The organism is Lysinibacillus sp. NPDC056185 (genome assembly GCF_047737915.1).
Classification (GTDB): Bacteria; Bacillota; Bacilli; order Bacillales_A; family Planococcaceae; genus Lysinibacillus.
The window spans coordinates 52,939-79,751 of sequence record NZ_JBLLLQ010000008.1 but is presented as its reverse complement, the minus strand read 5'-3'; the positions used below and the strand labels follow the sequence as shown (position 1 = coordinate 79,751).

At 36.8% G+C, this 26,813-nt stretch carries 26 protein-coding genes and 1 pseudogene; 6 read left to right on the top strand and 21 right to left on the bottom strand.

Annotation, left to right across the window (positions count from 1 at the left end):
• Positions 1–17 precede the first annotated feature (17 nt).
• The gene (locus tag ACMZ42_RS10465; protein ID WP_370081519.1) at positions 18–1,283 is read left to right on the top strand and encodes a dicarboxylate/amino acid:cation symporter; all 1,266 of its coding nucleotides are present in this window, start codon (positions 18–20) and stop codon (positions 1,281–1,283) included.
• A 312-nt stretch (positions 1,284–1,595) separates the two neighbouring features.
• Here the strand turns inward: ACMZ42_RS10465 and ACMZ42_RS10460 are convergent, their stop codons facing one another.
• Positions 1,596–1,844, bottom strand: a complete 249-nt coding sequence (locus ACMZ42_RS10460) for a LapA family protein (protein ID WP_415731408.1) — start codon at positions 1,842–1,844, stop codon at positions 1,596–1,598.
• A gap of 359 nt (positions 1,845–2,203) precedes the next feature.
• Here ACMZ42_RS10460 and ACMZ42_RS10455 point away from each other — a divergent pair, with 359 nt between their 5' ends.
• Complete coding sequence (locus tag ACMZ42_RS10455) at positions 2,204–2,740, top strand: hypothetical protein (RefSeq protein WP_415731407.1); 537 nt, start codon at positions 2,204–2,206, stop codon at positions 2,738–2,740.
• A gap of 52 nt (positions 2,741–2,792) precedes the next feature.
• Here the strand turns inward: ACMZ42_RS10455 and ACMZ42_RS10450 are convergent, their stop codons facing one another.
• Complete coding sequence (locus ACMZ42_RS10450; RefSeq protein WP_415731406.1) at positions 2,793–3,107, bottom strand: hypothetical protein; 315 nt, start codon at positions 3,105–3,107, stop codon at positions 2,793–2,795.
• 158 nt (positions 3,108–3,265) lie between these two features.
• Between ACMZ42_RS10450 and ACMZ42_RS10445 the strand changes: the two genes are divergently transcribed.
• The gene (locus tag ACMZ42_RS10445; protein ID WP_415731405.1) at positions 3,266–3,445 is read left to right on the top strand and encodes a hypothetical protein; all 180 of its coding nucleotides are present in this window, start codon (positions 3,266–3,268) and stop codon (positions 3,443–3,445) included.
• 69 nt (positions 3,446–3,514) lie between these two features.
• Here the strand turns inward: ACMZ42_RS10445 and ACMZ42_RS10440 are convergent.
• Positions 3,515–4,404, bottom strand: a pseudogene (locus tag ACMZ42_RS10440) (PhzF family phenazine biosynthesis isomerase).
• 287 nt (positions 4,405–4,691) lie between these two features.
• Between ACMZ42_RS10440 and ACMZ42_RS10435 the strand changes: the two are divergent.
• Complete coding sequence (locus ACMZ42_RS10435; protein WP_415731404.1) at positions 4,692–5,060, top strand: hypothetical protein; 369 nt, start codon at positions 4,692–4,694, stop codon at positions 5,058–5,060.
• 505 nt (positions 5,061–5,565) lie between these two features.
• Here the strand turns inward: ACMZ42_RS10435 and ACMZ42_RS10430 are convergent.
• The 12 genes from ACMZ42_RS10430 to ACMZ42_RS10375 all read right to left on the bottom strand — a co-directional run bounded on the left by ACMZ42_RS10430 (position 5,566) and on the right by ACMZ42_RS10375 (position 16,830).
• Positions 5,566–6,102 (bottom strand): NADPH-dependent FMN reductase, encoded by a 537-nt coding sequence (locus ACMZ42_RS10430; RefSeq protein WP_415731403.1) that lies wholly within the window; start codon positions 6,100–6,102, stop codon positions 5,566–5,568.
• A gap of 223 nt (positions 6,103–6,325) precedes the next feature.
• The gene (locus ACMZ42_RS10425; protein WP_370079377.1) at positions 6,326–6,568 is read right to left on the bottom strand and encodes a DUF2164 domain-containing protein; all 243 of its coding nucleotides are present in this window, start codon (positions 6,566–6,568) and stop codon (positions 6,326–6,328) included.
• Between the two features lie 350 nt (positions 6,569–6,918).
• Positions 6,919–7,245 (bottom strand): hypothetical protein, encoded by a 327-nt coding sequence (locus tag ACMZ42_RS10420; RefSeq protein WP_415731402.1) that lies wholly within the window; start codon positions 7,243–7,245, stop codon positions 6,919–6,921.
• A gap of 877 nt (positions 7,246–8,122) precedes the next feature.
• Entirely contained in the window at positions 8,123–8,347 is a 225-nt protein-coding gene (locus ACMZ42_RS10415; RefSeq protein ID WP_370079379.1) for a hypothetical protein, read from the bottom strand.
• Positions 8,348–8,362: 15 nt separating this feature from the next.
• Positions 8,363–9,484, bottom strand: a complete 1,122-nt coding sequence (locus ACMZ42_RS10410) for a Nif3-like dinuclear metal center hexameric protein (RefSeq protein WP_415731401.1) — start codon at positions 9,482–9,484, stop codon at positions 8,363–8,365.
• A gap of 1 nt (position 9,485) precedes the next feature.
• Positions 9,486–10,178: a tRNA (adenine(22)-N(1))-methyltransferase gene (locus tag ACMZ42_RS10405; RefSeq protein WP_370079383.1), complete on the bottom strand. Its 693-nt coding sequence runs from the start codon at positions 10,176–10,178 to the stop codon at positions 9,486–9,488.
• A gap of 182 nt (positions 10,179–10,360) precedes the next feature.
• Positions 10,361–10,711 (bottom strand): c-type cytochrome, encoded by a 351-nt coding sequence (locus ACMZ42_RS10400; protein WP_415731400.1) that lies wholly within the window; start codon positions 10,709–10,711, stop codon positions 10,361–10,363.
• 590 nt (positions 10,712–11,301) lie between these two features.
• Positions 11,302–11,865 (bottom strand): hypothetical protein, encoded by a 564-nt coding sequence (locus ACMZ42_RS10395; protein ID WP_415731399.1) that lies wholly within the window; start codon positions 11,863–11,865, stop codon positions 11,302–11,304.
• Between the two features lie 303 nt (positions 11,866–12,168).
• Positions 12,169–13,296 carry an RNA polymerase sigma factor RpoD gene (gene rpoD, locus ACMZ42_RS10390; RefSeq protein ID WP_049663796.1) on the bottom strand — a complete coding sequence of 376 codons (1,128 nt, stop codon included), beginning with the start codon at positions 13,294–13,296 and terminating at the stop codon, positions 12,169–12,171.
• Positions 13,297–13,328: 32 nt separating this feature from the next.
• Positions 13,329–15,161, bottom strand: coding sequence for a DNA primase (gene dnaG / locus ACMZ42_RS10385; protein WP_370079389.1), 1,833 nt, complete (start codon positions 15,159–15,161; stop codon positions 13,329–13,331).
• Positions 15,162–15,365: 204 nt separating this feature from the next.
• Positions 15,366–16,178 carry a pyruvate, water dikinase regulatory protein gene (locus tag ACMZ42_RS10380; RefSeq protein WP_415731398.1) on the bottom strand — a complete coding sequence of 271 codons (813 nt, stop codon included), beginning with the start codon at positions 16,176–16,178 and terminating at the stop codon, positions 15,366–15,368.
• A gap of 19 nt (positions 16,179–16,197) precedes the next feature.
• A complete protein-coding gene (locus ACMZ42_RS10375) occupies positions 16,198–16,830 on the bottom strand; it encodes a helix-turn-helix transcriptional regulator (protein ID WP_370079393.1) in 633 nt (210 codons plus the stop codon).
• Positions 16,831–17,283: 453 nt separating this feature from the next.
• On the opposite strand from ACMZ42_RS10375, the gene ACMZ42_RS10370 reads away from it, so the two are divergent.
• Positions 17,284–18,669: a glycine--tRNA ligase gene (locus ACMZ42_RS10370; protein ID WP_370079395.1), complete on the top strand. Its 1,386-nt coding sequence runs from the start codon at positions 17,284–17,286 to the stop codon at positions 18,667–18,669.
• A gap of 52 nt (positions 18,670–18,721) precedes the next feature.
• Here ACMZ42_RS10370 and ACMZ42_RS10365 read toward each other — a convergent pair whose 3' ends face one another.
• The gene (locus ACMZ42_RS10365; protein ID WP_415731397.1) at positions 18,722–20,467 is read right to left on the bottom strand and encodes an HD-GYP domain-containing protein; all 1,746 of its coding nucleotides are present in this window, start codon (positions 20,465–20,467) and stop codon (positions 18,722–18,724) included.
• Between the two features lie 1,126 nt (positions 20,468–21,593).
• Between ACMZ42_RS10365 and ACMZ42_RS10360 the strand changes: the two genes are divergently transcribed.
• Entirely contained in the window at positions 21,594–23,015 is a 1,422-nt protein-coding gene (locus ACMZ42_RS10360; protein ID WP_415731396.1) for an S-layer homology domain-containing protein, read from the top strand.
• A gap of 24 nt (positions 23,016–23,039) precedes the next feature.
• Here the strand turns inward: ACMZ42_RS10360 and recO are convergent, their stop codons facing one another.
• The 5 genes from recO to ybeY form a co-directional block, all read right to left on the bottom strand.
• Positions 23,040–23,834 carry a DNA repair protein RecO gene (gene recO / locus ACMZ42_RS10355; RefSeq protein WP_415731395.1) on the bottom strand — a complete coding sequence of 265 codons (795 nt, stop codon included), beginning with the start codon at positions 23,832–23,834 and terminating at the stop codon, positions 23,040–23,042.
• 541 nt (positions 23,835–24,375) lie between these two features.
• Complete coding sequence (era, locus tag ACMZ42_RS10350) at positions 24,376–25,293, bottom strand: GTPase Era (protein ID WP_370079403.1); 918 nt, start codon at positions 25,291–25,293, stop codon at positions 24,376–24,378.
• A complete protein-coding gene (locus ACMZ42_RS10345) occupies positions 25,280–25,693 on the bottom strand; it encodes a cytidine deaminase (protein WP_142509859.1) in 414 nt (137 codons plus the stop codon). The genes era and ACMZ42_RS10345 overlap by 14 nt, the downstream gene beginning before the upstream one ends.
• Positions 25,694–25,984: 291 nt before the next feature.
• A complete protein-coding gene (locus tag ACMZ42_RS10340; protein ID WP_370079405.1) occupies positions 25,985–26,335 on the bottom strand; it encodes a diacylglycerol kinase family protein in 351 nt (116 codons plus the stop codon).
• Positions 26,336–26,809, bottom strand: a complete 474-nt coding sequence (ybeY, locus tag ACMZ42_RS10335; protein WP_370079407.1) for an rRNA maturation RNase YbeY — start codon at positions 26,807–26,809, stop codon at positions 26,336–26,338.
• Positions 26,810–26,813: the final 4 nt, after the last annotated feature.

The window sequence follows — 26,813 nt, the reverse complement described above, 5'->3', positions numbered from 1 at the left end:
TGTTAGGGGAGAACTTCATGCGTATAAATTTTAAAAACTTAACTGTACAAGTACTGATTGCCATTGTGCTAGGTATTATTGTAGGTGCTACGTTCCCAGAATTCGGAGCGAAGTTGAAAATATTAGCAGATATTTTTATTAAATTAATTAAGATGTTAATAGCTCCTATCATTTTCTTAACAGTTGTTATTGGAATTGGTAGTATGGGCGATGTAAAAAAAGTTGGTAAAATTGGCGGGAAGGCATTAATCTATTTTGAAATTGTCTCTACTTTCGCACTAGCAATCGGCTTAATCGTAGTCAATATTGTAAAACCTGGTAAAGGCTTTAATACAGCAGCTGCAAACGGTGCAGATGTATCCCAATATACAGAGGCAGCAGCCGCTACAGAGCATGGTATTGGTGCATTTATTATGCAAATTATACCTGATAATGTTGTCGGAGCACTTGCAAATGGAGAGTTATTACCTGTTTTATTCTCAGCTGTTTTATTCGGCATAGCTGCTGCAGCTATTGGTGAACCAGCTAAACCAGTTATTAAATTTTTTGAACAAGTAGCAGATATATTCTTTAAAATTGTTAATATGGTCATGAAAGTTTCCCCGATTGGTGCATTCGGCGCTATGAGCTACACAATCGGAAACTTCGGTCTTAAATCACTAGGAAACTTAGGGTTTTTAATGCTTTCCGTTTATATTACAATGTTTATCTTTATCGTATTCATCATTGGTCTTATTACACGTTACTTCGGATTCAGTATCTTTAAGTTTATTAAATATATTAAAGATGAAATTTTTATCGTTATTGGAACATCATCATCAGAATCTGCCCTTCCTTCGATGATGCGCAAATTAGAAAACTATGGTTGCTCTAAACAAGTCGTTGGTCTTGTCATTCCAACAGGGTACTCCTTTAACTTAGATGGTACGTCCATTTACTTATCTATGGCAGCTATTTTTATCGCACAAGCTTATGGAGTTGATTTAGATGTTTGGCATCAAATTACATTACTTGCTATTTTAATGCTAACATCTAAAGGTGCAGCCGGTGTAACAGGCTCTGGCTTTATTACACTCGCAGCAACATTAGCAGCATTCCCTATGATTCCAGTAGAAGGGATTGCACTTTTAATCGGGGTCGATCGCTTTATGTCAGAAGCCCGCGCCGTTACAAACTTAATTGGTAACGGTGTAGCAACAGTTGTCGTTTCAAAAATGGAAAAAGAATTCGATCCAGAGCAGGAAAAACGTGCTCTTGCAGGAGAAGTCACAACTCAACAATAAAATGAAAGGCTGTCCGGTAGTGAAGAAATTCACATTATCGGCCAGCCTTTTTCATTATTAAACTTCATATCCAAATGTACTTCCATTTGTTGCTTGCATAAAAAATCAATCGAACTTTATCGCCTATTGAATCAATTATGCCTCGGCTTAATTACCGCTGTCGCGCAGAAAACATTTGCCGCTGTCGCTACAGATAAACAATGCGTCCGGAATCGGCTTTGTGCTTCTGCCTGCATAACCCTTCCTGATTTTGAGGACGGTACTAAATTAAAAATAATAAAGGGCTCCGTTCTGATTGAAATAGATCAACTTTTAAGAATGTTGATCTATTTCACCACCAGCCTTTTTCAAAGCTCTTTGAAGTTGATAAATTTTCATCATACTAATTAATCCAGTTAATAGGGCTCCCAATAGGACTGATCCAATAATGACGAGGATCAATGGCCACTCAGCTTTTCCAAATAAATAATTAACCGTTACCATGTCAACATTGATAACTGAAAAAACTGCGATAATTAAGACCACAATTAGTGTTAATATTAAGTTCCATTGCTTTTTCATAAGCCACCTCATTATTGTTAATAAACTATTACATTCACTATTATAGAATCAGAATTAGCTTAGGACAATCACTATTTCGCAGCAAGGGTATACCCTTGCTATTCAGCTCACCACCTATAGTTGTGGGAGACTTCTGTACCTGTCGCTACGCTTTCGGTACAGAAACATTTGTAGCTGCCGCTTTGCTTTCGCTACACAAAACATTTGTAGCTGCCGCTTTGCTTTCGCTACACAAAACATTTGTAGCTGCCGCTTTGCTTTCGCTACACAAAACATTTGCTGAAAGAAGTTAAAATTTTTGTTGAAGGTGAAACCTGAGGTTAAGCTTCTCCGTATAGTAAGTAGATTGGAGGCTTTTTATGACTACATTTACCCTTACCTACCCAAAAGCTTTCGAAAGCTTTTCAAATATCCCTATTGTGAATGAACAAAATGAGACGGTTTGCGTGCTACAAAAGGTTGAACGTTCATCCGTTGGAAAAATAATCAATGCTGTTATGCTAGTTGCTGCACAACAGTCATTACCGCATCGCTATGAATCACGCACTACTTTAGGGGCACCACTTTTTCAAGTGCAATCTACACTATTAACAAAGGGTGTTAGCCATCAGCTTATTATGCCAGATGGATCCATTTTACCGATACAACGAAAGACGGTTCAATTACTTGAATCCTCCTACTCTTTTACAATGGATGGACTAGCTTTTCGCTTTGAAAAGGATTTTACTTCAACCGCCTATTTATATTGTAATGATGAAAAAATAGCTAGCGCTAGTAATGTAGAAACTGAACTTGTGCGTACTGGTATATCTTTTAAACTTTTTAACTCTGACGATACGCTCTTTGTTGCTTTGCTAGCAGCATTGTATCAGGCTTTATTCTCAATGAGTAATTAGGAGGCTTATCACCATAGAGTGGGCTTGATTTCCGTTCCGACTTGGCGCTTTCCTAGGGGTGTTCGGCTTTAGCGGCGGAAAAAGTAATTTTAGCGGCGAAGTGGACGGCTTTAGCGGCGGAATAAGCAGTTTTAGCGGCGAAGCGGACAGCTTTAGCGGCGGAATAAGCAGTTTTAGCGGCGAAGCGGACAGCTTTAGCAGCGGAAAACAAAGTTCTATCAACGGAAAGTAAGCTCCTAATCAACATAAATACATACCAGTTTAAATAGATAATAAAAAATAAACTCCTATTGTTAGGAGTTTTTTTGATATAGAAATTATAAATTAATTTTTTTGCATTTAAACCTACTTGTCGCTGATTTCTCATAAAAACCAGCTATTATATGTATTCCACTACTGCTAGAATCATTCAATATATTCCGGGACGCGAAATATTTTCGCTTTGTTTTGACCATTTTACGCAGCCCTTCTAAAAAAGGAGTACACTAAAGAGGTAGAAATACTATACTTTCGGAGGTTTATAACATGGATACAAAAGCAGCAGAAATTAAAAATTTAATGACGTTAGATCTACTTGTTCAAATTTTAGAGGAACGCGGTATTATGACAGATCGAGAATTAAAAGAACGTCTTACAAATAACGTTAAGCTTTCCTCAATGGATGCAGATTTAAAAGAAAAGGTCATTGAAGAAATAAAACATTAATGGAATGGATCGCATTTCAAAAAGGAGCCGCTTCTAAAGTAATGAATTTACTTAAAGCAGCCCTCTTTTTTATATTTGCACCTTTAGCTCCTTCACATGTACAGCGGTTCCTGAAATCGAGATAGACAATTTGCCATCATCACTTTTCACATGAACATGCACACTTCCATCCTTCCCAAGCTCCTGACCTTGTTCAATGATTAGTGTCTTCGGCAATTGTGCTTGTCGATCAATATACTCTGCAAAATATACTCCCATAACACCAGAGGCAGTACCTGTAGTTATATCTTCAATTGTTCCAGAATAAGGTGATGAAAAATGTCGTGCGTGCATATCTGCATACTTATCAAATGCCTCTAAGCAAAAAGGATGCACGGATGCTTTTGGCATTTCTTCAAGGACATCCGGAAAATCTGCAGTTTGCGGAGTCATTTTTTCAAAGTATGATAAATTTTTTATAGGTACTAGCAATGTCCAAATTCCTGTACTTCCATAGACTATCGGTAATTCAGGATGTATTGCTTCTTCTGTTAGTCCAATAGATTGTGCAAGCTTAGTTTTTGAACCGTTAAAGGCTTTAAATTGAGGTGCTGCATGTTGCATAGTGATATGAATTTTCCCTTTTTGTTCTTTTATCTCAATTGGGAGAATTCCTGCTTTCGTTTCAATAGTTAGTTTTGACTTATCTTCTAGTAAACCTTGTGTTTTCAGTGCATATATCGTTGCCATTGTTGCATGTCCACATAAATTCATCTCATGCCCTGGCGTGAAATAACGTATACGTAAATCTGCTTTATCCGATTTAACGCAAAGGCTGTTTCATTAAAGCCTACTTGCTTAGCAATAGCCTGCATTTCTATTTCACTATACTGATCTCCCTCTACGACGACACCTGCTGGGTTCCCCATATTAGGTATCGTGCTAAACGCATCATAATGATGGACAGTAACCATTTTCATTTTCTTTTCCCTTCCTTTTATAAAGTCTGGAAGCCAGGTACATAAAGGCTAATTTCAACTAGCGACTTGCTTTTTCACCTTTATACTACCATTTACTCAATTTAATTTACTATATTCCACTTTATTCTTTATATCTAGGTTTTATGGCTACATAATAGCTTAGTAAATAAAATCCTCGCAGCACAAAAACCTTTTTTTTCATAAATAGATAATTTTTACAAGTAATATATTTACTTTATAACCATATTGATGTAATATAGCTATTAAATACATAGGAGGTGATAGTTATGAAAAAATTAGGACATTTGGTTTTAGCAGCTACTTTGTCATTAGGAGTATTTGGTTTAGGTGGTAATACTGCGCATGCAGCCACTTTCGAAAATGCTGTAGTAAATATTGATGGTCTTTCATCAAACCAAACTAGAGCTATAACAGCGAACGGACAAGGTAGTATTAGTGTTGTAAATACAGGTAAAGTTGGTATTGGTTATGTTCTTAAGAAAGATGGCGTGAACATTGGTCCGGTTATAGGTTTAGCTGCAGGAGCTTCTACTAATTATCAAGTTCCAATGACTAAAAATGCTAAATATACTTTAGAGCTAACTTGTTTCTCAGGAACTAGCTGTTCTGGTATGGGTGTAATATCTAATTACTAAGTATCTAGTAGTCCGGGGTGACTCACCCCCGACTACTTGTAGTACGGTTCCGTATACGGCGGTTTTATTTCAAGCTTGTAGACTTTTGAGCCCTTGATGATTCCAGTAGGTGTTGTTAAGGGCTTTACTTAATTTAGGCTTTTCGTATTCTCTAATACCCTTTGCAAGCATTTTCCCATTCATAGGCTTAATAAGGGATACCTTATCGAATAAGCTTTCTTATTCTTGTCCTAGGTTTCTTCCAAACCTTCCATAAGTACATACTAAATATTCTCCTAACCAATCTGTTAGCGATATCAAGATTGGTTTCGTGTCTGCTAGTGTAAAATAACCAAATCATTCGATCAAGTAATGATTCAATATTCCACGTCACTATGCACACCCTTTCGATTGGCTCACCACTACTTATGTCTTCATAACCCAGGTTTAATCACCTATAGATTGCGCTCGTGCTGCGCATAAAAAAGCAATATGCATTTATTACTATGCATACTGCTAAAGGTAATTATCGAATTGTTTTTAAAGCTGTTGCCCAAGGGATAAGTTGATCTAGCATTTGATTTACTGAATCTGCTTGCACTTCCTTTGGTTTAAATACCGTGCCGTTTTCGAAATCTGTAAATAATGATAAAGCAGGATGGACGCGAACATCTGCAACTAATAATTCACCAAGAATTCCACGTAAATGTTCAGCAGCTCTTGCACCGCCAACAGAACCGTAAGAAACAATACCTGCCGCTTTATTATTCCATTCCACACGTAAGTAGTCTAATGCATTTTTTAATGCCCCAGTAATGGAATGGTTATACTCTGCAACGATAAATACAAAACCATCACATGCAGCAACTTTTTGTGACCATGTAGCTGCTCCTGAAGCATCTCCACCTGGCTCACCTAGAAGTGGTAGTTTATAATCTGCAATATCAATAATTTCATATTCCGCATCACCACGTCTTCCAGCAACTTCCTTTACCCATTCGCCCACTTGTGGACTTAAACGACCTTCACGCGTACTCCCTAAAATTACCCCTATTTTCAACATGTTGTTCCTCCTTTATTCATCCCTCAAATTGTGACCGAATAATTCATTTAAAACTAAAAACGGTTCTCTTAGCCATGTTGTACAGGAATCCATTTCTTTATTCAATACATTGATGGCTAATGAAACCATTGTTTTTTACTTCGAATTAAATTATCTTTAATTCAAGATAAAAATACCATATATTTATAAAAATTTCCAGTTATTTAATTCGGATTAAATTATTTTATTTTAATGGTCTTTCTAATGCTGCAAGTTCATCCTCAATCGATGCATATTGTCTTTCTACAACATATTTTGCATCCGAGATAGCCGCATTATAAATATGTGGAGCAATATTTTCCTTTATAAAGTCTAATACTCTTTCTGCTTCAAATTCTGTAATATCCTCATCACGATTATTATAGAAAAATCGTTGAATATCAGCTATTATTGTTTCTTGTTGTTCTTTTGTTAATCGAATAAACAATTCATAACTCTCCTCTCATTGCCATTTATACTCATCTATCATACACTCTAAGGGAAAGAGTTTGGTAACATTTTCAGAGAGTCTTGAAACATTCGGTATCCAACGATCACTGAGCATGAAAGGATGTCCTTATAACAACGCTGTGGCTGAAGCGATGTTTAAGGTATTTAACACGGAATTCACTTACAGAGCTCATTTCTCTTCTCTTGAACAGCTCGCTCTTTAACTTGATGAATACGTTCATTGGTTCCATAACTTTCAAATCCACAGAACTAGGCTATTTAACACCAGTGGAATTCAAGCAACAGACCTTATAACTAATTCAGTGTTTACATACCAAAATATACAACTTATTCCTCCACTACAAGTTTTATTATTTCTCCATCTTCATTAACTACGGCAATCGCTTTCGAAATATCCATGTTATTAATAGCATAAATTTTTGTTCCAACTGGATATACATTTGAAGACAATTCTTTACTATCTTGCTCTTTGTTGAGGTGGTATTTTACTTCGCCTAACTTTTCACCAAGTTGGTTATTTTCTAAAACTTCTTCAGTCACAATGTAATGTGTATTATTGTAATTTACGAATTGAAATGCCCAAGAAGTTGAAGAATTGCATCCTATTATCAAGAAAATTAACAAAAAACAACAAAAATAAAAGGAATACTTCAAAGTCATACCTCCTTTTTAGAAATAATAACATTTCTTCTGAAAAAAGGATGTTTTTTTATTTTCCCCAGAATTTATATAATAATGTGCTATGGATAGTACTTTTAATTGTGGTGTATATCTTATTTGAATCTGGTTATGTAAAAACTCTAGTTCCGGGGGCGTTCTTTGATAATGGAAGTACCAACTATGTAATTTGGATCTTCGGAATAAATGGTTGTTTAAAAGCGGAAATGGTGGCTAGAGATAAAAAAAGAGGAGTGTTAATGTGGTCAAAGGGAATATTATTGACATTAATCTTTATAGGGAGAAAAAAGTTCACATCCCAGGTATTAGAAACGGATATGCATATAGCCGTTTGCTTAGATTTAGTTTTGCTCAAGGTCAAGTCGTATTGGACATTTACTACCCCAACGATAGCGTAGAACTTTTATAAATTTCACTCATTTTTTTATAACTATAAATTAGAGTGCCACGCTAAAAAATATATGTTATGTGAAGTGGCTGATTGGAGTGGAGGCTGTGCGACTCCTTGGGGATCAGCGATAGAGGAACGAAGGCTAAAAGCATCACATCCTGTGATAACGCCTTCGTGACCAACATCGTGTTGGCCCGAGACCCTGCTGCGAAGCGAAGCGGCTCATCGGACGCCCCCAGGAAGCTCTGCTCTGCGCGAAAGCGAAGCGTCAGCGGCAAATGTTTTATCTGTGCGAAAGCGAAGCGGCAGCAACAAAGCGCCCAGCCGGAACGGAAATCAGCCCCTCGTTTTGTCGAAGAGCCATACTTTATTTATTAGACCTTAATTTCTTTGACACAATAGTTTTTCAACAACATGAAAAGACTGAATTATATCTAATTCTATAATTCAGTCTTGTTATTATTACTGGTTACATTTAAATGAATAGTTTGTTGATAGAAAACTTTTTTCCTTTGAGACGATGGCTTCTCCACCATCTTTTTCACATTGCTCGGTCATAGTATCAATTTTTTTGGCATTCATCGTATTCGTCATCAATGTCATACCTACCCCAAACACAGCAATCAGCAAACCAATCATCATCCATAACTTGCCGGCCTTATTGCCGACAGGTTTTTCATTCGCCATAGATATTCCCCTCTCTTACACGAATAAAAACGGTTCTGTATGAATAGTAGATTGGACAAATTCAACAGAGTACTTTTTATCCTCACACATTCTTGCCATCTTTTTAGCTACTCCTGCAATCATCACTTTCTCCACATGATGTCCTGGATCTACGATTTGTAGACCAATTGCTTGAGCGTCCTGGGCAGTATGGAAATACATATCTCCTGTTAAAAATACATCTGCCCCAGCACGTTTTGCAGAATAGATATATTTATTGCCGTCGCCACCGACAAGCGCAACTTTTTTCACCTTCGACTGTAAATCACCAACAACGCGGACAGCGGGTACGTCTAGCTGCTGTTTGACGAATTGCGTAAATTCATGAAGAGTCATTTCTTGTGGTAAATAACCAACTCGTCCTAAGCCCATTACATTCGTTTGCTGATCTAAGCGAATGATATCATAAGCAGGTTCTTCATATGGATGTGCGTTTAACATTGCCTTTAATACACGATTTTTTATAGATTCCGGAAATACAACTTCTACCTTCACTTCTTCTTCAACATGTAATTCTCCAATAGAACCTACATGTGGAGCTGCACCCTCTAGTGCACGGAATCGCCCTTCTCCTAAGGTAGTATAGCTACACGCTTCATAATCTCCAATACGACCTGCTCCTGCCTTTGCTAATGCCTCACGTAAATCATTGGCATTTGCAGTCGGTATAAAAACTGCAAGCTTCAACATATTTTCCGCATATGTTTCTTCTAAAATAGAACGGTTTTCAAGCTGTAGAGCATCTGCTAGTAAATCGTTAACACCGCCTTCAGCCACATCTAGATTCGTGTGTGCTGCATAAACGGCAATATCATTTTTTATAAGTTTTTCATATAAACGCCCGGCAGGATTGTCCGTACGAATATTTGAAAGACGTCTAAAAATCGGTGGATGATGCGCTATTATTAGCTCGCATCCTTGGGCAATAGCCTCATCTGCTACTGCTTCATTAACATCTAATGTGACTAATACTTTACTTACAGGTTTATTTAATGTACCGATTGCAAGACCAATTGGGTCATTTTCCATACAGGCTAGTTTTTTAGGCGACCATGATTCGAACAATTGTATAATTTCCTGACCGTTAACTGTTTTCATCTCATAGAACCCCTTCCACTAAATTGAGTAGAGCTTCTAACTCTGCACGTTTTTCTTCAATTTCAGGTGTTTGATCTGCCCCTTCAATGGACTTTAATACACGCTGCCAATTTTCTTTTTCACGTGACCATTTTTTTATAAATGATGGTGATTTTCGTTGCATTAATTTCGGCCCAAATAAAATTTCCGGTTCCGTTAACGTCATTGTGCTTCTTTGCAAAACGAGAATTTCATAAATTTTTTCGTCTTCCTCTAAAATCTCTTCGTCCTGAATTGCCCAATTATTTGCTAATGCCCATTCGCGAATCACTTTAGCATGAATATTTGGTTGCAAAATAAGCCTTGTTACCCCTTGCAATTTTTCAGGATGCTTCTCCAAAATGGAGACAATTAGAGGTCCACCCATCCCAGCAATAGTAACTGTATCTACATGGTCGGCTTCTTCAACGGCCGCTAAACCATTCGCAAGTCGTACTGTAATTTTTTCTGTTAAGCCTTCCTTTTGTACTTGTCCAACTGCTGATTCAAATGGTCCTTTCACAACTTCCCCTGCTATTGCATAAGAAGCAATACCTTTATGAATTAAGTAGCATGGCAAATATGCATGGTCGCTGCCAATATCAGCTACAACCGCACCAGAGGGTACATATTTTGCTACTGTTTCTAATCGCTTTGATAAATTTTTTGCATTCATTTTTTTTTACCGCCTGTCTTAAATAGTGTCCACTCTTAGTATGTATGATGTCGTGAAAAAAAACAAATGGAGTTGACTCAAATTTTGAGCAACTCCATTTTTCATTAACTGAAATGAAGATAAATAAATTGTAGCTGTACTGATTACGATTAAACGCTTTCAGTACAGCTACATTTTTTAGACTATTTTAGAGTTGAAATGTACTTAGCGATTTCTTTCGCTTCCGCTTCGTTTTTCATACCAGGCGTCATTGGAGTTCCTGGGATTCCGTTTGTTAAAACATCTACGATACGAGCTTCATCTTTCCCATGTAAGCTTGGACCAAAACCACCACTTAGGTCATCACCATGACAACTAATACAAGATTGTACTAAAGCTGAGCCGTCATCAGTAGCTTCTGTTTTTTCGCCTCCACCTTCTTTTTCTGCAGCGATTTCCTTTTTGTTCTCTGCGCCCATTAAAGACATAAAGAAAATAAGACCAATACCAAATGCTAAAATTAAGATGTAAGGAACGACTGGATTGTTTTTCATATGTTTCCCCTCCTCATTGTAAATCTACTTCTATGATAATATAGAATCAGTCAACATCTAATATTGTACTTCATTAACCATGAAACGAAAAGCCTATTCGCTAAGTTTTCCTTTGTTTGTAACAATTTCGACATTTCTGTATCTATTGGATAAAATATGTCTTGAAATCACCAATATTTGGACTATCTATTACCTTTTTAGCAATTATATTTTCTTCCTTACATGTTGTTATCTTTCCTCTCTTTACGCATCATATACCAAGAAAATCAAAATAACTTATTGATATTGCTAATAGAATAAGCCATAGCAATAAGTCCTATTATCATGGCTCATGCCTTCACTCCAATCAACTTATATATTGCATACATTAAAATAAAAGTCATCCACAACTTTCGGTAATGAACCCCATTAATATTCTATATTTTCCAATATCAGCAACACAATACTCAGATTATTGTTTTTTTTATTCGTCAGCAATTTACATGGGATAAATTTCGAGATCACATTTTGATAAAAAAAGAATCTGTTAGCTATTTGAAAGCAAACAGATTCTTGTCATTGTCAGCGAAACTATTTTACAAAATGAGTTCTTATAATAAGTTTATGGTATAATAGCTAATCAGTGCCAGTAAACCTAGGACACCTGAGACCGTGAAATAAAGTAGCTTCATTTTTAAACCTGACCAAAGCCAAACCCCGCAGTTTGCTGCAATCAAGCAAAACAAAGCAATATTATTCCCATTAAAATATGTAGTGTAAATTCGAATAGACATACTAAACAATAAAACAGCACCCAACAAATGGAAAACAGGGGCTAATAAATCATTTTTACGTGCCATTCTAAATGCTGTCAGAAATAATATCACAGCAGCTATTCCAACAACAACCGTTAAAATTATCATTAAGGATGCTATTGTAAAATAAATAGACAACAGTGTAATCATGGCAATACATATACCTGCAATAATAAATAATAGCCTTCTCTTTTCTGAAGGCAATATAGCCTGTTTATGATGTACTGGTTCTAACTCCTCTACATCTGCCCCCTCTGCATATAGAGCCGCTAAAAAATCACAGTAATGTTCTGGTAATAGCTTATTCTGCTTCCAAAACAAAATCTCATTCAAGATTATTTTTTTTCGAGGATTTGTCATAGTTTATACTCCAAACATTGCTTAATAATGGTTATTATTACAATTTTATCTTAATACCTTTAATAACACATCTGTATAAAGTAGCAAAAATAATAAGACTGTTTCATTCTAATTACTCGCTATAACATTTATCGAAAAAATATCTATTATGTTTAGTATGTTCTAGGGAAAAATTATGAAAATTTTGCGCGGCTATTTACTTCACATTCACAGGTATTCTCCTATTTCATGCAAATATAATAGTAGCCTAAAAAAGGGCTATCCAATTAGTCATTACTAATTAGATAGCCCAACTTTTTATCTTTATTCTAAGAAGTCTTTTAAACGTTTGCTGCGAGAAGGGTGACGTAACTTTCTAAGAGCCTTAGCTTCAATTTGGCGAATACGTTCACGCGTTACACCAAATACTTTCCCTACCTCTTCTAATGTACGTGTGCGACCATCATCTAAACCGAAACGTAAGCGAAGGACATTTTCTTCACGGTCAGTTAATGTATCTAACACATCCTCTAATTGCTCTTTTAACAATTCATAAGCTGCATGGTCAGATGGAGATTGAGCTTCAGAATCCTCAATAAAGTCTCCTAAATGTGAATCATCTTCTTCTCCAATTGGTGTTTCAAGAGATACTGGTTCTTGTGCAATTTTTAAAATTTCACGTACTTTTTCAGGTGTTAAATCCATTTCTTCGCCAATTTCTTCTGGTGAAGGCTCACGACCTAAGTCTTGTAATAATTGGCGTTGTACACGAATTAATTTATTAATTGTTTCTACCATATGCACTGGAATACGAATTGTACGTGCTTGGTCCGCAATTGCACGTGTAATCGCTTGGCGAATCCACCATGTTGCATAAGTGGAGAATTTAAAACCTTTACGGTAGTCAAATTTCTCAACAGCCTTGATAAGCCCCATATTCCCCTCTTGAATTAAATCAAGGAATAGCATTCCACGGCCAACATATCGCTTTGCAATCGATACAACAAGACGTAAGTTCGCTTCAGCTAGGCGTTTACGTGCTTCTTCGTCACCTTGCTCAATACGCTCAGCTAATGCAATTTCTTGCTCGGCAGAAAGTAAATCAACTCGACCAATTTCTTTTAAATACATACGTACAGGGTCATTTATTTTAACACCTGGTGGTACACTCAAATCATTTAAATCGAAAGTCTCTTCGTTTGCTTCTTCTTTCATTAAGCTTTCTTCTTCAAACTCTTCTTTCCCAATGATTTGAATGTCTTTAGCCTTTTCAAGGTCCTCAGCAAAGTGGAAAATCTCTTCGTTCTCCAATTCATAAGGCGCTAGTTTCTCTGAAATTTCTTTCATAGAAATTTCACCTTCTGTTTTTGCTTTTTCTTGTAGTATTTTTTTTGCTTCATCTAATGTAATTTCTACTTCTACCTCTTTTGAACGTTCTGACTTGTCCGCCATAAACCTTCCTCCTTCTAAACAACCGAATCGGGTTAAATCGCCGATAACGATTTTCTTAAATGAATAATCTGTTGGGCGATTTCAAGTGCACGTGCATACTCATGCATCTTCTCCGCTTCCTTTGACTCATGCATCTTTTGTTGAATTTCTTGCTCAATTCTATATTTTTGCAACTGACGAATTGAGTCTGCGACCTCTGCATCTGCTTGGTCGGGATCTCGTTCCGCTAAAGCCGCTTCCATTACAATCTTGCGTAATTCAGAGTCATCTAATATCTCAACAAAACGCTGATAATCAGGATGACCATATTCCTCATAAAATCCTACTAAGCGAACAAAAACTGCCATATAGGCATCTCGTACAAATGGATCTTTTTGCTCACTACGTAATACCCTGTCCACTACATCTATATTATGAAGCATATGAGCCAGTAATAAACGTTCGGCACGTTCAGCTGCGTCCATAGGCTTATGTTGCTGAGTGACCGGCATCGAAGGCGTTTGAACAGGCATTTCTACTTTTGCAGAACGAACCTGACTTGCCTCTAGCTTTCGGAATTGAGCATAAATCGCTTCTTCCGAGATGTTTGTTTCATTCGATAGCTGTCTTATATACAAATCTCGTTCAACTGGTGATGATCTACCTACCAGTTGCTCAAGAACTTCTTGAATATATTGAAGCGTATCATTTTCAAACTGAAAGTTCTTATTTCGTCTAGCATGCATCATCATAAAAGCAATATACGCATGAGGGTTTTCCAAAATTTGTTCTTTAAATGCTTGTCCACCTAAACTTTGAATGTATTCATCGGGATCTAGCTTATCTGGTAACACCGCAATATTGACTTTCATACGTTCCGTTTGAAGTAACTGTGCCGCTCTTTTCGCCGCATCAAACCCAGCATTATCACCGTCATAGCAAATCGTAATCTGCTCTACTAAGCGCTTTAGCTTTGTGATATGCTGATTCGTAAGCGAAGTGCCCATTGTTGCTACAGCATTCGTTACACCCACAGAAGTTGCTGCTAAAACATCCATAAATCCTTCCATCAATACTACTTGACGATTTTTTCTAATCGAGGTTCGTGCTTTATCTAGGTTATATAGCACTTCACTCTTTTGAAAAATTGGTGATTCTGGACTATTTAAATATTTTGCCTCTTCACCAGTTGATGCAAGGATTCGTCCTGAGAACGCTATAATCTTCCCGTTCTCATCACGAATGGGAAACATAATACGCCCTCTAAAACGATCAAAATAGCGTTCTTCCCCTTCACGCTTGATTACTAAACCACTTTCCGCGATTTCTTGTAAGTTATAACCTTTTCTTTCAAGCAATATCGTTAATGCATCAAAGCTTGGAAGAGACCATCCAATGCTATTAGATTCTATAAGTTCCCTTGTAAATCCTCTTTCTAGCAAATAATTTAAAGGTTCTTCACCATCTTCAGTATTTAACAGTAAATGATGAAAAAAATCTGCTGCAAAAGCGTGAGCTTCTTTCATCCTTTCTTCCGCTTTAGATACCTTTTTCGTTACTTCAGGTAAACTTGGCCCAATATCTAACTGTATGCCAACACGTTCACCAAGTTTCACGACAGCGTCAGGAAAAGAAATACCTTCTATATCCATAACAAAAGTAATAGCATTACCGCCTGCACCACAACCAAAGCAATGAAAAATTTGTTTGTCTGATGACACAGAAAAAGATGGCGTTTGTTCTCCATGAAATGGACAGAGCCCAAACCAATTGCGCCCACGCTTTGTAAGCTGCATGTATTCGCTTATGACATCAACAATCTCCGATTGTGAGCGAATCTGTTCAATCACTTCTTCAGGAATCTTCCCTGCCACATTCATCACCATCTTTAATTACGTTCTAAAACACAATTCGCTATCCGATTTAAAAATCCTTTATTTCTCGACAAAAAAACAGGATTTTTCTCTTAATAAATATTTTTACCACAATTTTATTATTATAAAACAAAAATTAGTTTTTATCTATACTATTTTCAAAACCGACTCAAAAAAACCGCCTCTTACATGAGGTGGTTTATCATCATTCGTTTCTTATTTACAGTTCGAGATATGCTCAATAATGACGTTCGCTGTTTCTTCAACAGCTTTGTTTGTCACATCAATAACCTTACAACCGATTTTAGCGACAATTTTTTCAAAATGCTGGATTTCTTCTAATATTCGATTATGCTGCGCATAGATAGCATCATCATTCAATCCAAGAGACTTTAATCGCTCTTTTCTAATTGAGTTTAATTTATCAGGAGAAATAATTAAACCAATACATTTTTTCGGATCTATTTGTAATAGTTCTTCTGGTGGCTCCACTTCTGGTACTAAAGGTACGTTCGCCACCTTATAGCGTTTATGTGCTAAATATTGTGATAACGGTGTTTTAGAGGTACGTGAAACACCGACTAACACAATATCAGCCTGTAATAGACCACGTGGATCTCTACCATCATCATATTTTACCGCAAATTCGATAGCCTCTATTTTTTTAAAATAATCATCATCTAGCTGGTGCACAATTCCTGGTGCTTCTAATGGGAATTCTTCCACAAATGTTGTCATTGTTTTTAAAGCAGGCCCTAAGATGTCGACAGCATAGACATTTTCTTGCTCACACAGTTCATGTAATAACGATCGCATCTCCTGGCGAACAAGCGTATACACAATAAATGCATTCTGTTTCGCTGCAAGGCATACAATTTTCCGAATGAGCTCCTCTGATTGTATATGAGGAAAACGGCGAATAACCGTGTTTTCCAAACTAGGTCGAAACTGGCTAATAACCGCTTTCGCTACTTGATCACCAGTTTCACCGACTGAATCAGATACAACAAAAACCCGTAGTCTTTTCATGCTGCTCTCCTTCAAATATTTAGACATTCTGTACAAGTGATAAGAAAGCTCGTGTAATCGTCGTTTTTGTAAGACGACCAACGATTTTCAAACCACCTTCTTGTGGCTCTACTACTGGTAGCGAATCAACTTCCCGTTCAATTAGTTTATTCGCAGCAACAACTAAAGAATCTGATCTCTCACAGTACGAAATATTTGGCATACGTGTCATAATTATATGTACAGGAATTTTGTTTAAATCCTGCGTGCCAATACTTGTACGTAGTAAATCTTTACGAGAAAGTACCCCTGTCAAAAATTCATTTTTATCTACGACAAAGAGTGTTCCAACATCCTCTGAAAACATGAAGCAAATCGCATCATAAACAGTCATTGTTTCCGGTACAACAACTGGTCCTGAATGAAAATCTTTCACCTTTAAATTGTTAATACTATCCGTCAATGTAACGGATGCTTTTTTACCTGAATAGAAATAGCCAACACGAGGTCTAGCATCTAAAAAGCCCGCCATTGTGAGTATTGCTAAATCTGGTCTTAAAGTTGCTCTTGTCAGATTGAGATGTTCTGCAATATGTTCGCCTGTGATTGGGCCGTTTTCTTTCACAATTTGTAAAATGTTTTCCTGACGTTTATTGAGTTCGATTGGACTCACCGCCTCAAATCTAATAGTGTTATACTTATGCTCAATTATTATATACTATTTTAATAATTATTGCGAAGAAAAGAACTACATGCTACAATATTGACACATACGCTTGCTCTAAATGTATTTTCGAGCGATTTGCGTTATATAGGCGATGATGGGAAAAAAAGTATCTGTTCCACTTTAAAGCGAGTAGAAGATGGTGAAAGTCTACATAGCAACAGAGAAAAGGCACTCCTTGAGCTAACTTTTTGAAAAGAGGTTTTAAACAACGCGTTTAAAACAATCAGGGTGGAACCGCGGGTTTTAGCACTCGTCCCTGGGCATTCATTGTGCCCGGAGACGGGTGCTATTTTTTAATTTAGTCCTACCTAAATTAAAAAATATCTCTAGCGAATTGTATAAATTCGCTTAAACAAAATTAATGTTCACTCTGTGAAAACTATGAAGGAGGCTATTTTTATGGCAAACAAATCAATGGAAACAATCGTATCTTTAGCGAAGCATCGCGGCTTTGTCTTCCCTGGTTCTGAAATCTACGGAGGCTTAGCAAACACTTGGGATTATGGTCCATTAGGTGTTGAATTAAAAAACAATGTTAAAAAAGCATGGTGGCAAAAGTTTGTCCAAGAATCAGAGCACAATGTTGGGATAGATGCTGCAATTTTAATGAACCCAAAAGCTTGGGTTGCTTCTGGTCACGTTGGCAACTTTAATGACCCAATGATTGATTGTAAGGCATGTAAAGCGCGCCATCGTGCTGACAAAATCATCGAGGACGCTGCGCTAGCAAAAGGCGATGAAATCATTGTCGATGGTATGACATTTGATCAAATGAAAGAAACGATGATTAAGTATGACGTAGTGTGCCCGGATTGTGGTAAAGCTGATTTCACAGATATTCGTCAATTTAATTTAATGTTTAAAACATTCCAAGGTGTAACAGAATCTTCTACTAATGAAATTTATTTACGCCCAGAAACAGCACAAGGTATTTTTGTGAACTTTAAAAACGTACAACGTTCAATGCGTAAACGTACACCATTCGGTATTGCACAAATCGGTAAATCATTCCGTAACGAAATTACACCAGGTAACTTCACTTTCCGTACGCGTGAATTTGAACAAATGGAACTTGAATTTTTCTGTAAGCCTGGCGAGGACCTTGAATGGCACGCATACTGGAAAGAGTTTTGTAAAAATTGGTTGTTAAATTTAGGCATGAAAGAAGATTCTATGCGTCTTCGTGATCACGAGGACGACGAATTGTCTCACTACTCAAATGCTACAACTGATATTGAATTTAAATTCCCATTCGGTTGGGGCGAACTATGGGGCGTAGCAGATCGCACGGATTTCGATTTAAAACAGCATATGGAGCATTCTGGTGAAGATTTCACTTACATTGACCCAGTATCAAACGAACGTTATGTTCCATATTGTATCGAGCCTTCTTTAGGTGCAGACCGTGTAACATTAGCATTCCTTTGCGATGCTTATGACGAGGAAGAGCTTGAAGGCGATGATAAGCGTACAGTTTTACGCTTCCACCCTGCTCTAGCACCATTTAAAGCTGCAGTCCTACCACTTTCTAAAAAGCTTTCGGATGAAGCTACTGATGTTTGGGCAGAGCTTCGTAAATCATTCCCAGTTGATTTTGACGAGTCACAATCAATTGGTAAACGTTACCGTCGTCAAGATGAAATTGGTACACCATTCTGTATCACGTATGACTTCGACTCAAAAGAAGATGGTCAAGTTACAGTGCGTCATCGCGATTCAATGTCTCAAGTTCGTATGCCAATTACAGATGTTAAAGCATACATCGAAAAACATCTTCAATTCTAAAATTCATCAGTATATAAAGAGGGAGTCGCATTTTAAGCGACTCCCTCTTATTTTATGTTTTTAACAATGCAAACAAACGCTCTTGCATCTTCTCCTCAAATGAAAACCTTTTCATTTCCATACCTACTAAGCTAATAAGTAATTCTTCAATATCTACAAGCGAATAAAAAAGGAATGTTCCTTCTCCCATTGGGCGAACTCTCTTATCGACTGTAAGCTCATCTCCAATAAAGTAAGCTATATTTACGTTACAATGTTCCATTAATTGCGTAATGCGCCGTTCATCATCTGGATTAATAAAAAACGGCACAATTTTATCAATATACAAAATACTTTGCACAAGTTTTATGAAGAAATTTTCACGAAGTGAAGTTTCCACAACTAATATAGTTGTTTTCTCATGCTGATAATCCATATACAATACATGTAATTGATCTTCTAATAGTTTCTTTAATATATTAATAGAATTCCTGTATTTTGTCATGTCCGTTTGAATTTCTCTTGTTAATAAACGTAGAATTCGAAAGGCAGGTAAAAATATTTTTAAAATAATTTCTTTAGGATGTAAATGATCTATTAATTTATTAAAATAGACTCTTAAGCTATTTTCGTCACAGCGAATTAATTGTTCTATAAATAAGTTAAAAATTTCTTCAAAGCTGTTAGCACGGTAATCAATCATTTTCGCAATTTTCACACTATAATTTAAAGGTAAAATCATTGACTTTTGTTCATCCAGCAATTTAACTTTAGGTAACGTTGGGAATAAATCATAGACAAGTTCTACTTGTGCACTTCGATTATCCGATAATTGAACGACTGAGTTGACAGGATAAATCCCTAGGCACTCTACAAATTTATGCATAAATTTCTCGTTATATAAATGTCGATCACGATATAAAACAGCTAATGCATCTGTTGCAGCATATCCCGAATGATATACACGCTTTGATGTCATAGCGGAATAAACATCTATAATTTGCAGTAATTGAACCCCCTCACACATATCATCCTCACAAAGCTGATTTGGATAACCTTTACCGGCAAAACGTTCATGATGATCACGTGCTAAATAGGCAATATCGTCTTCCCCATTTTCTATGAGCAACTCATAACCTTTAGTCGTATGAGTTTTAACAATGTCAAACTCATCTTCTGATAATTTTCGTTTTAAATTTAATATGTCTTGCGGGATAAATACCTTCCCAATATCGTGGAACAAATAGCCCCTTGCTAGCGTTTCAATATCGGTTAAACCTAAATAACGCGCAAAAATTGTACCTAAAACGAAAACATCAAATGAATGAACAAAAGAATACTCATCCCATTCTTTTAATCTCATGAGTAATTCATAGCGATGTTTTTTTTCAAAAATTTGTTCAAAAATACCTCGTACATAAGCAGTATCTTGGGTGCTTTTTAAAATTTGACCATAGCGCAATTCATGCACAACATTCTCTAATGTAGTCATAAAAAGATTTTTTACCGTATCTTTATACTCATCTACCTCATCCTTTTTATCCATCAGAGGTGCAAATACATCCTCGTAATCCCTTGTACGCTGAACACTCAAATCATGAACAATTCGGACTGAATCAGTTGGTAAATATACAGATAGTTCGTCTACTTTTCTAAGTTTAAGTAAGACAATAATCCGCTCCGTTAAAACTAGATCTTTTTTAGCTAATAAACGATAATCAGAAAAAATATCTTCAGCTAAAATATCATTGGCTTCAACTTCATCAATACTTAACGTCACTTTTCTTAGCATATTTTCTGCCACATACGCAATGTCCAAGCATTATGTGACTCCCTCCTTCTTCGATAAGACTGCGTTGTTCATCAATTATGCCTCGGCATAATTGCGTCCGGAGGCTTTAGGGCAACAAATAATTTTTGCGCGAAAGCGTAGTGCCAACGTAGCGACAGCAACGTGTTTTGTCTGTGCGAAAGCGTAGTGTCAACGTAGCGGCAGCAACGTGTTTTGTCTGTGCGAAAGCGTAGTGTCAACGTAGCGGCAGCTACAACACGATATTAGTCACTCAGTTGTTGCCACAGGACGCGGCCTTTTTAGACTGAGTTACTCTATTTCAGCGGATGTCTTTTGTACCAAAAGCGTAACGACAGGTACAGACGTTTGGACCCACGCTGAAAGAAGTTAAAATTCAACTATATCATTTACAATATCATAGATTAAAACACCTTTTCAACTAGTTTATGGAATTTACATGGATAGTTACTACTATATTTACGTTAAAAACTATTATAAAATTAGTAATTTATATCCAAAGAATCCCTTTAACAACAACTATTAATTTTTAATAAAAAAAAGATATAAAGTCCTATACAAAGGACTTAAAAGCGTATATTTATATTTTATAGTTAAATTTATCTCATTAAATAATATTTCTGTAAATCATAAAGGATTACTCAATTTCTCCTAATACTATTAACAAAAATCCAACACTAACAGATAAATATTACCATTTAGGAAAATAACTACTCATTTTCACATTAGGGCATATTGAAAATTAATCATTTATATATATTTCACTCAACTTTTATCTCACCACCAAAAGTCGGAGATGACATTTGTTAATACTGATTGGTACGATAGATCAGAGACAAATCCCCTATCCCTAAACAGCTCATTGTTCGGCCTTAAAAGCACACCAGTCGAGTCAGAAATACTATTCATTCATGTTGATGAACAAGTATTTTATCCATGTTAATTTTTAACATCATAAAATTCCCTCTATTCTCATCTTCGTCATTTTGATATAAATAAAGTATTGTAGTTAATCCTAAATGTTAAATAACAATAATTTAACAATTCATGGAGATTCCAACCTATTACATTCAGCCCGTTGTAATAGGTAGGTCCTAGCTATAAAATTTTTTTATGTACTTTGGAGGAAATTTATTTGAAGAGCAATCGTTTTTATCACATCGCTATGGCATCAGCACTAGCAACAAGCGCTATTGTCATTGCACCCCCAGCACATGCTGCATCGGGATTCTCTGATGTAAAAAATGTGTCAAGTGAGGAAGGTCAAGCTATTATTAACTTAGCTCAACGCGGTATTATATCAGGCTACCCTGATGGCACATTTAAACCTGAGAATTCAATTACTCGTACACAAGCTGCAAAAATTTTAGCTGGTATTTTAAAGCTTGATACGGTTCATGTGAAAAATCCTAATTTTAAGGATATAAAACCTGGCGATGCAAATTATGGTGCGATTGCTGCTTTAGCAAATGCAGGTATTATTAGCGGAACCAATGGCTATTTCAACCCAACTAAAAATATTACACGTGGACAAATGTCAAAAATGATTGTGAAAGGTTTTAAATTACCAATTACAAACGGCATTAACATTCCTTTCTATGATGTCAATGAAGGTAGTGAATACGAACCATATATAAAAACGCTTTTTGCCAACACCATCACAAAAGGTACAACCCCTACTACCTTTGGACCACAAACTAATGTAAAGCGCTCCCAATTAGCACTTTTTGTTGTACGTGCTGAAAAAGCTCAAGGCAACGTCACAGTTTTTGCTAGTCAATTTAAGCAAGACTATATCTATGCTTCTTATGGCGGCATTAAGCCTGCAGAGGATATCTTTACATGGGTTGAAGATGAAGAAGATTATATGACAGAGTCCATTACAATTAAACCGCTAAAAGAAGGCACGGGAAAATTAGTTATTACGGGCTTTAAAGAAGATACTGAAGAATTTTTGGATGTCTTTTACTTAGTAAATGTGAAGAATGTAAACGGGAAGCTACAAACAACACTTCAAAAAGTAAAAGAAGAGGATTATGCAGATAACTTACCACTCAACTTAAAGGAAAGTAATTTAAAATTTGTTCCTACTAATGTAAGTATTCAAACTGCAGATGGTCAAGCCTTATCTCCTGAATTATATAATTTTAAATCAACGAATAATTCAGCTACACTTTCTATCTTTAAAAATGGGCAATATATGATTACTTTCACTAATGGTACTCAACAACAAACGATGGCTGCTATTGTCGATACATATGATTTCGTGCGTAGTATTGATTTGTATCAAGTTACAGATGAGTTAACGTTTTCAAGTAGCGATCTATCGTTCGAGCCAACACATGTTGCCTTAGAAAAATTTAATTCTGAGCCAGCAGCTGTGAAAGCTTCAATAAAGGATAAGACAGTAAATGTTACACCATTAACAGAAGGTACATCTATTTTACATATTACAGGTAAAAATGGTGAAACTGCTTACCTATATATTGAATTTCTAAAAATCGCTAATAAATGGGCTACTTCTTTCGATTTCATGGATGATTCAGAAGATTATTAATGTAAAAATGCCAGAAGATCAATATTAATGATCTTCTGGCGTTTTTTCTTGATCAGTACTCGTTCTCAACTGAAATTCAGGCGTTCTTTCAAGCTGTTCAATAAATTTTTTAGTCTTAAAACGAATTCCTGTTTGTTCCTCGTAAATTGTTGTAATTATTTTTTTAATAAAATATTTTGTTTCCTTTTTTAATTCTAATTTCCCAATCTGGTCAATCGGTACAGTATAGAACATTCGGATAAGCTTAAGCTGAGTCGGTGTTAATCGAATGATATAAGGATCATGATGATAACAACGATGACACAAAAAACCTCCCTGGACAAAAGAAAATGCAAATTCTCCGTCTACTGCACCACAAGCAGCACAAGCATGTAAAATAGGCTGTACGCCAGTATAGGGCAGCATTTTCCATTCAACGAACAATGTAATAGCCTCCGGGTCGTAACCTTCCTCAATTGCTTGTAATGCTTGAAGGAGCACATCAAATGCAAGTGGCTCAGGTTTTCCCTCTTCTACTACACGCTCAACAAGTTCCATTATATAACTTGCATAGGCCGTTGCCATTATATCCTCACGAATATGACGCATTGAATTTAGATGCTCTCCTTGTTGCAATGTCCCCATACCGGTATGATGCTGTACCATAAACATGCCATACGTAAATGGCTGTGTCACAGATGCTAACCTACTGGAAGGCTTCTTCGCTCCACGAGCCATCGTTGCAACCTTTCCTGCTTCTCTTGTTAGTAATGTTACAATTTTATTTGATTCTCCATAGGCACGCACCTTTAGGACAATTCCTTCCCATTTATGAAGCATCGATTCCCCTCCTTTTCAACCTTTGCAATCAATTATGCCTCGGCATAATTGCCGCTGTCGCGCAGATAAACAATGCGTCCGGAATCGGCTTTGTGCTTTGGCCTGCGTGAGGGCCGACACGATGTCGGTCATTTCGGTAATGCCACAGGACGTGGCGTTTTTACCGATGCAGGTCAGTTAGCCGTTATCGCATGGATGCGATGATTTTAGGCTAACCCCTTTATTAACTCCTTTCCGATTCCGTGACATCCGCCGGAGGCTTTCACTTCTATCAGCGGGTGTCCAAATAGAAGTGAAAATAGAGCTGTCCAATAAATTATTGGACAGCTCCATTTAAAACTACAGCGACAGATAGGAATGTTGTAAAGTTGTTTTGTGTTTACAGCATATCTCATCAATTATGCCTCGGCATAATTCCGTGACATCTGCCAGAGGCTTTAGGCCAATATGATGTTGGTCACTCAGTCGTTGCCACGGGACGTGACGTTCTTAGACTGAGTTCCTCTATTTCAGCTGATGTTAGTACAGCCGCTGAAATAAGTTAATATTCATCATCACGGAAACCGAAGTCACGTAAATGTGTTGATTTATTTCGCCAATCCTTTTGCACCTTAACCCAAAGCTCTAAATACACTTTTGAACCAAGAAGCATTTCAATATCTTTTCTTGCACGTATCCCTACTTCTTTTAGTAGCGCTCCACGTTTACCAATGACGATCCCTTTTTGAGAATCCCTTTCCACAATAATCGTTGCTGCTACACGAATTTTATCTTCGTTTTCTTCATCACGGCGAATTTTATCAATAACAACAGCAATGGAATGAGGTATTTCTTCACGCGTTAAATGTAACACTTTTTCACGAATTAACTCTGAAATAATAAAACGCTCAGGATGATCTGTTACTTGATCTGCTGGGTAATATTGTGGCCCCTCTGGTAAATATTTCGTTAATGTAGTTAATAAATTTTCTACATTATTCCCTTGTAACGCTGAAATCGGAACTATTTCCGCAAAGTCATAACGCTCTTTGTAGCTTTCAATAATCCCTATTAATTCATCAGGATGAATTTGATCGATTTTATTAATCACTAGGAAGACAGGCGTTGGATTACCCGCCAGCATTTCAAGGATGAATTCGTCACCCTTTCCAAGTTTCTGCTCTGCATTTACCATGAACATAATAACATCCACTTCACGCAAAGTATTTTTAGAAACCTTTAGCATAAAATCCCCTAGCTTATGTTTCGGCTTGTGGATTCCTGGTGTATCTATAAAAATCATTTGGCTATCATTTGTTGTTAGTACACCTTGTACTTTATTTCGTGTTGTTTGTGGTTTATCACTCATAATCGCAATTTTTTGACCAATGACACGGTTTAAAAATGTTGATTTTCCTACATTTGGTCGCCCGATTATGGAGATAAAACCTGACTTATAGCCATTGTTATTTTCCAGCATTCTCTAAATCCTCCGTTGTAAATGCAAACGGTAGTAATTCGCCTACAGACGTTACCGTGACATCACCTTTTAAGTTTGTTAAATATACAGGCATAGATGGTTTGCAAAATTCCATCATCACTTGACGACAAGCTCCGCATGGCGCACATGGTCCATCCGTATCAGCTACAATAGCGATCGCCTCAAAATCATAAATACCTTCTGACACGGCTTTGAAAAATGCTGTACGTTCAGCACAATTGGTCATACTATAGCCAGCATTTTCAATGTTGCAGCCATGAATAACCTCTCCATTTTTCGTTAAAATCGCCGCGCCAACTTTAAATTTTGAATAAGGTACATAAGCCTTTTCACGCGCTTTTTTTGATTCTTCTAGTAATGCATGCATATCAATTGTCATTAATGTTCTCCTCTACATAAAATAAAAAATAGCTCATCACCATAACGTGGGTTGAATTCCGTTCCGGCTGGGCGCTTTCCTGGGCGCGTCCGATGAGCCGCTTCGCTTGCGGCCAACACGATGTTGGTAGCCTTCGTTCCTCTATTGCTGATCCCCAAGGAGTCGCCCAGCCTCCACTACAATCAACTTATAGCATGGATTAACAAATGTCATCACTTAACTTTTGGTGACGAACCTAATAATCATAATTCTCCAGCACAATAGCTACTACTTCATGACCGAGTAATATTTTTAAAACCATTTCGGTATAAATATGAGTAATCCGATTATAGCACTGAATATCGCAAATACAAGTACTGCGCCTGCTGCAAGATCTTTTGCCTGCTTAGCAAGTGGATGGATAGTAGGTGAAGCTAAATCTACTACTCGTTCAATTGCAGTATTAATCATTTCAAGTGCAAACATTAGTGCTATTAATAGCAACACAATATACCATTCCATACGTGATAACTCCGTAAAATAGCCAGCAATCAAAACTATTCCCGCACTTAGCAAGTGGGATATAAAATTTTGCTCAGCACAGGCTGTAAGAATACCTTTAAAGGCATACCCAAAAGAGCGTACGAATTTGCGAACATTCATTTATTCTCGTCCTAAGCCGAAAGATTGTAAAATCTCATCCTGCTTACCGAACATCACCTTTTCATCTTCTGGCACCATATGATCATAGCCAAGTAGATGTAAGAAACCGTGAACCGCTAAAAAGCCTAGTTCTCGTTCAAATGTATGCCCATATTCCTCAGCTTGTTCTTTTGTACGATCCGTTGAAATAATAATATCTCCTAACACACGGGGCATCCCTTCAAATGTTACTTCTATTTCTCCCTCACCTAACTCCTCAAGGGCAAACGAGATAACATCTGTCGGCTGATCCTTGTCACGATATTCTCGGTTTATTTCTTGAATCGCTTCATTTGTAACAAACGTCACTGACACTTCTGTTTCCGGCTCAATATTCTCTACTTTCGCAGCATGCTGTAAAAGCTTTTCAACAAGCTCCATATGCTCAGCAGCTACTTCATTTGTTTCATCTGTAAAATCAATTGTTAAAATCATAGAT

What these genes read in the sequence shown, in the direction of transcription:
- ACMZ42_RS10460 (WP_415731408.1), bottom strand. Translation starts at nt 1,844, where the DNA reads ATGAAAAAGCAATGGAACTTAATATTAACACTAATTGTGGTCTTAATT.
- ACMZ42_RS10410 (WP_415731401.1), bottom strand. Translation starts at nt 9,484, where the DNA reads ATGAAAACAGTTAACGGTCAGGAAATTATACAATTGTTCGAATCATGG.
- ACMZ42_RS10415 (WP_370079379.1), bottom strand. Translation starts at nt 8,347, where the DNA reads ATGGCGAATGAAAAACCTGTCGGCAATAAGGCCGGCAAGTTATGGATG.
- ACMZ42_RS10370 (WP_370079395.1), top strand. Translation starts at nt 17,284, where the DNA reads ATGGCAAACAAATCAATGGAAACAATCGTATCTTTAGCGAAGCATCGC.
- ACMZ42_RS10340 (WP_370079405.1), bottom strand. Translation starts at nt 26,335, where the DNA reads ATGAATGTTCGCAAATTCGTACGCTCTTTTGGGTATGCCTTTAAAGGT.
- ACMZ42_RS10395 (WP_415731399.1), bottom strand. Translation starts at nt 11,865, where the DNA reads ATGACAAATCCTCGAAAAAAAATAATCTTGAATGAGATTTTGTTTTGG.
- recO (WP_415731395.1), bottom strand. Translation starts at nt 23,834, where the DNA reads ATGCTTCATAAATGGGAAGGAATTGTCCTAAAGGTGCGTGCCTATGGA.
- ACMZ42_RS10455 (WP_415731407.1), top strand. Translation starts at nt 2,204, where the DNA reads ATGACTACATTTACCCTTACCTACCCAAAAGCTTTCGAAAGCTTTTCA.
- rpoD (WP_049663796.1), bottom strand. Translation starts at nt 13,296, where the DNA reads ATGGCGGACAAGTCAGAACGTTCAAAAGAGGTAGAAGTAGAAATTACA.
- ACMZ42_RS10465 (WP_370081519.1), top strand. Translation starts at nt 18, where the DNA reads ATGCGTATAAATTTTAAAAACTTAACTGTACAAGTACTGATTGCCATT.
- ACMZ42_RS10400 (WP_415731400.1), bottom strand. Translation starts at nt 10,711, where the DNA reads ATGAAAAACAATCCAGTCGTTCCTTACATCTTAATTTTAGCATTTGGT.
- ACMZ42_RS10450 (WP_415731406.1), bottom strand. Translation starts at nt 3,107, where the DNA reads ATGAGAAATCAGCGACAAGTAGGTTTAAATGCAAAAAAATTAATTTAT.
- ACMZ42_RS10405 (WP_370079383.1), bottom strand. Translation starts at nt 10,178, where the DNA reads ATGAATGCAAAAAATTTATCAAAGCGATTAGAAACAGTAGCAAAATAT.
- ybeY (WP_370079407.1), bottom strand. Translation starts at nt 26,809, where the DNA reads ATGATTTTAACAATTGATTTTACAGATGAAACAAATGAAGTAGCTGCT.
- dnaG (WP_370079389.1), bottom strand. Translation starts at nt 15,161, where the DNA reads ATGGTGATGAATGTGGCAGGGAAGATTCCTGAAGAAGTGATTGAACAG.
- era (WP_370079403.1), bottom strand. Translation starts at nt 25,293, where the DNA reads ATGCTGGAAAATAACAATGGCTATAAGTCAGGTTTTATCTCCATAATC.
- ACMZ42_RS10430 (WP_415731403.1), bottom strand. Translation starts at nt 6,102, where the DNA reads ATGTTGAAAATAGGGGTAATTTTAGGGAGTACGCGTGAAGGTCGTTTA.
- ACMZ42_RS10445 (WP_415731405.1), top strand. Translation starts at nt 3,266, where the DNA reads ATGGATACAAAAGCAGCAGAAATTAAAAATTTAATGACGTTAGATCTA.
- ACMZ42_RS10435 (WP_415731404.1), top strand. Translation starts at nt 4,692, where the DNA reads ATGAAAAAATTAGGACATTTGGTTTTAGCAGCTACTTTGTCATTAGGA.
- ACMZ42_RS10345 (WP_142509859.1), bottom strand. Translation starts at nt 25,693, where the DNA reads ATGACAATTGATATGCATGCATTACTAGAAGAATCAAAAAAAGCGCGT.
- ACMZ42_RS10380 (WP_415731398.1), bottom strand. Translation starts at nt 16,178, where the DNA reads ATGAAAAGACTACGGGTTTTTGTTGTATCTGATTCAGTCGGTGAAACT.